Origin of the sequence: Candidatus Planktophila sp., assembly GCF_040402315.1 — a bacterium.
In the GTDB taxonomy this organism is placed as follows: domain Bacteria; phylum Actinomycetota; class Actinomycetes; order Nanopelagicales; family Nanopelagicaceae; genus Planktophila.
On the sequence record NZ_JBBAMU010000048.1, the window covers coordinates 1 to 3,498 of the forward strand.

Below are 3,498 nucleotides of genomic sequence, written 5' to 3' on the forward strand. Positions count from 1 at the left end.
CCCTTTGCGGAGTTTCCGCGTGAGGTTGGAGTCATTGTCTTTGCCTCATTCTTTGTGGCCGTTGGCTTCGGAATCATCGCCCCCACGATTCCACTCTTTGCCAGATCCTTCGGAGTCAATCACGCCCAAGTTGGTGCAATCGTCTCCACATTTGCTTTTGCACGTTTTGCATCGGGGCTCATCTCCGGAAAATTAGTCGATAAATTCGGTGAAAGATGGGTTTATTCAGTTGGTATCGGTTTCGTAGCTCTGACTTCATTTGCCGCAGGCCTTGCTCAGAATTACGAACAGCTCCTTGTTTTTCGCGCAGTGGGCGGAATCGGTTCTTCTATGTTCTCGGTTGCAGCGGGTTCAATTCTTGTTCGAGCAGTCGGTGACGACCATCGCGCACGCGTGCAGTCGCTCTATAACGGGACCTTTCTGCTGGGAATGATTGCTGGGCCTGCAGTAGGTGGAGCACTCTCCGCATTTTCACTACGTGCGCCACTTCTGATCTATGGAGTATTCCTTCTCGGTGCCAGCTCATCTGGTGCAATTTTATTGCGTCACTCAGCACTTGCAGCCAAGCCGAGCGGCGACCAACAAAATGATGTGGTCACTCTCAAATCTGCGTTAGCGCTGAAGCCATATCGAATCGCACTCTTTGTTTCGTTCTGTGCAGCTTGGACATTCTTCGGAATGAGTCGCTCAATCTTGCCGCTATTTATTGTCGAAGATCTTAAAATATCTCCCGCAGTAATGGGCTTCGGTTTCACGCTGACTACTTTGATTCAAGGCGCCTTCCTTCTTAAAGCTGGAAGAATGTCAGATATCAATGGGCGCCGATTCTCTCTCATTGTGGGCACCTCCCTCACCGCACTCTTTGCACTCACCCTTGTCTTCACCATGAACTCCTGGATGTTCTTTCTTGCTAGCGCCATCGTAGGTATAGGTGGAGCATTTCTTTCCACTACTCCTGCCGCCGTCGTGGGCGATGTGATTGAGGGTAAGGGCGGTCAGGTTATTGGCTTATTTCAAATGTCTGCTGATGCCGGGGCGATGGTTGCACCTGTGCTCCTTGGTGCAATCGCAGATTCTTATGGGTATCAACCAGCTTTCGCGCTTACCGCTGTGATGATGGCCGCAGCCGTTATGGCATCAATAAAATTGCCCGAGACGCGGTCTTCGCATCTCGGGCAATCTCAGTAATATTAAATTACTGACTATTGATTAATCATTACTGCGTAGAATTGAGATAAGTCGCAGTACTTCAAGATAGAGCCAGACCAAGGTAACCATGAGGCCAAATGCACAGCGCCATGATTCCTCTTGTGGAACGCCAGCTGCAACTGCCTTCTCAATCTGATCTAGATCCATCACGATAAACATTGATGCAAGTGCTACTCCACCTACTGAAATAAGTAGGCCGAGGGCTCCACCAGGAAATCCGATGAAGATGGTCGCTACGCCAAAGATGAGATACCCAATGAGTGAGCCCATCATGATGCGACTGAACTTTGGTGTCACCCGAATCTTGCCACTGCGATATGCCAGGAGAACTCCACCGAAGGCACACGCTGTTGCAATTACTGCTTGGCCAACGATTCCGTTATAGGCATCGTTATAGATGTGGCTGATGGTTCCGAGTGCCAAACCCTGCGCTGCGGCATAAGCAATAACTAGTGGTGGGCGAACCTTTTTAGAAAATGAATTGACCATCGCGAGGATAAATCCGCCGATGAATCCGATGAGGGCAAGAGTTGGGCTATTTGCACGCCAAGCAAAAGCTCCGACTGTAACCAGTACAGCAAAGAGTCCTGCGGTCTTAATGACGACATCGTCAATAGACATTGGTGCAGATGATGGGCGAGCCTCAATTGTGTTGAGGTCGCGCGTGCCGACTGCATCACCCTTGATACGAGCGAAACCGCGGCCGCTAAGGACTGGGTTAGAACTGCGCATTAATTTCTCCTTATATATGTGCGAGAACGAGCTCTCGTACGACATATAACGTACGGCAAACCAGGAAAATTTCCAGTTTTAGGGGGTAAATACGCTCAACGAAACGGAAGATAGGGGGCGAGCACGCCACCTTTACGAAATACATACTGGTTCAGGTGCAGATTTCGGGCTTTGAAGCCAGCCGCTGAAGCTAGCAGGTAGTAATTCCACATCCGCCTAAAGCGCAGATCATATTGCGGGATCTCATCCCACTTGGAATTAATATTCTTGTGCCATTGCAGCAGCGTTGTCTCGTAATCGAGTCCAAAATTATGGGTGTCCTCCAGGACGAAGAGCCCTTCGGCAGCGTAGGTAATCTGCCCAGGAGATGGAATAACTCCCCCAGGGAAGATATATCGATTGAAGAATGGGTCGGTATCACTCTGGGGCACAGTGCTTGAGATGAGATGGTGCAACATAATTCCATCTTCAACGAGTAATTCATCGCACTTGGCAAAGAACTCTTTAAAGTTTTTAGGCCCTACATGCTCCATCATTCCCACTGACACAATACGGTCGAATCGGCCGGTCAGATCTCGGTAATCCATCTGCACAAAATTGATATTGAGTCCGGCTGACTTCTCACGGGCCAGGAGAATCTGCTGATCCGCCGGAGAAATTCCAGTTGCGATAACGCCATAGTTTCTTACCGCATGCCGCAGGAGGCCTCCCCAACCGCTTCCAATATCGAGCAGGGTCATGCCTTTTTCAAGTTTTAGCTTGCGACAGATTAAATCAAACTTGGCTATCTGCGCCTCATCTAGCGTCTTCGCATTTTGCCAATAGCCACAGCTATAGGCCATTTCACTATCAAGCATTCGTGTATATAGGTCATTGCCGATGTTGTAATGATGTTTAGCATTCTTTGCAGCTTTAGCTTTAGTCTGCATATTTACAATCTTAGATTTCAGCGCACTCGCAACTAAAGGAATGGAAGGCTTGAGAAAGGATGTTGCATCAACAGTTAACAACCTGGTGAGCATCTCATCAATATCTTCGCACTCCCACCAGCCATCCATGTAAGCCTCACCCAGGCCAAGCTGATGCTGGGATGCAAGGCGATCCCATAGTTTTTCATTCCTTACCTGCAGGCTCCATGGCTCGCTGGAGTTAACTGGCACATTGCACTTTTCAAGAATGGAAAGACAGAGCTCTTTACTACTCATTTAGACACCCACACAATGTTTCTTGTGTTAGATCGAGCAGCTCATATCTGAACCACAGCACATTGGAGACTTAATCTTTCCTTCGCACTGTGGGCAACGAGAGATCTGCACATTGCTGCCATCGGGAAGGGCTAGAGAGTCATTGACCAAAGGTAGGTTGCACTTTGCACAGCTTGCATTGACTGACATTTCGCACTTGGCACATGAATAAGTCGCTAGCATTTTCTAATCTCCTTAGTTCTCCGTTGAATTGGGAAATATTACTTTCCTGGTTGAGATTTTTCAAGAGGGTTCGAGCATTTTGTGCCCCCAATCGGACTCGAACCGATACTGGAAGGATTTTAAGTCCTCT

The 3,498-nt window shown here is 48.5% G+C and carries 4 protein-coding genes; 1 reads left to right on the forward strand and 3 read right to left on the reverse strand.

Annotated elements, in window-relative coordinates:
• On the forward strand, window positions 1–1,188 hold a 1,188-nt coding region (locus AC9UEP_RS05750; RefSeq protein WP_509544992.1), incomplete at its 5' end, for an MFS transporter.
• Window positions 1,189–1,209: 21 nt separating this feature from the next.
• On the opposite strand, the gene AC9UEP_RS05755 is transcribed toward AC9UEP_RS05750, so the two are convergent.
• The 3 genes from AC9UEP_RS05755 to AC9UEP_RS05765 all read right to left on the reverse strand — a co-directional run bounded on the left by AC9UEP_RS05755 (window position 1,210) and on the right by AC9UEP_RS05765 (window position 3,368).
• Window positions 1,210–1,941, reverse strand: coding sequence for a Bax inhibitor-1/YccA family protein (locus AC9UEP_RS05755; RefSeq protein WP_509544995.1), 732 nt, complete (start codon window positions 1,939–1,941; stop codon window positions 1,210–1,212).
• 95 nt (window positions 1,942–2,036) lie between these two features.
• Complete coding sequence (cfa, locus tag AC9UEP_RS05760) at window positions 2,037–3,146, reverse strand: cyclopropane fatty acyl phospholipid synthase (RefSeq protein ID WP_509544998.1); 1,110 nt, start codon at window positions 3,144–3,146, stop codon at window positions 2,037–2,039.
• Window positions 3,147–3,173: 27 nt separating this feature from the next.
• Complete coding sequence (locus AC9UEP_RS05765; RefSeq protein ID WP_095693261.1) at window positions 3,174–3,368, reverse strand: hypothetical protein; 195 nt, start codon at window positions 3,366–3,368, stop codon at window positions 3,174–3,176.
• Window positions 3,369–3,498: the final 130 nt, after the last annotated feature.

What these genes read in the sequence shown, in the direction of transcription:
- AC9UEP_RS05765 (WP_095693261.1), bottom strand. Translation starts at nt 3,368, where the DNA reads ATGCTAGCGACTTATTCATGTGCCAAGTGCGAAATGTCAGTCAATGCA.
- cfa (WP_509544998.1), bottom strand. Translation starts at nt 3,146, where the DNA reads ATGAGTAGTAAAGAGCTCTGTCTTTCCATTCTTGAAAAGTGCAATGTG.
- AC9UEP_RS05755 (WP_509544995.1), bottom strand. Translation starts at nt 1,941, where the DNA reads ATGCGCAGTTCTAACCCAGTCCTTAGCGGCCGCGGTTTCGCTCGTATC.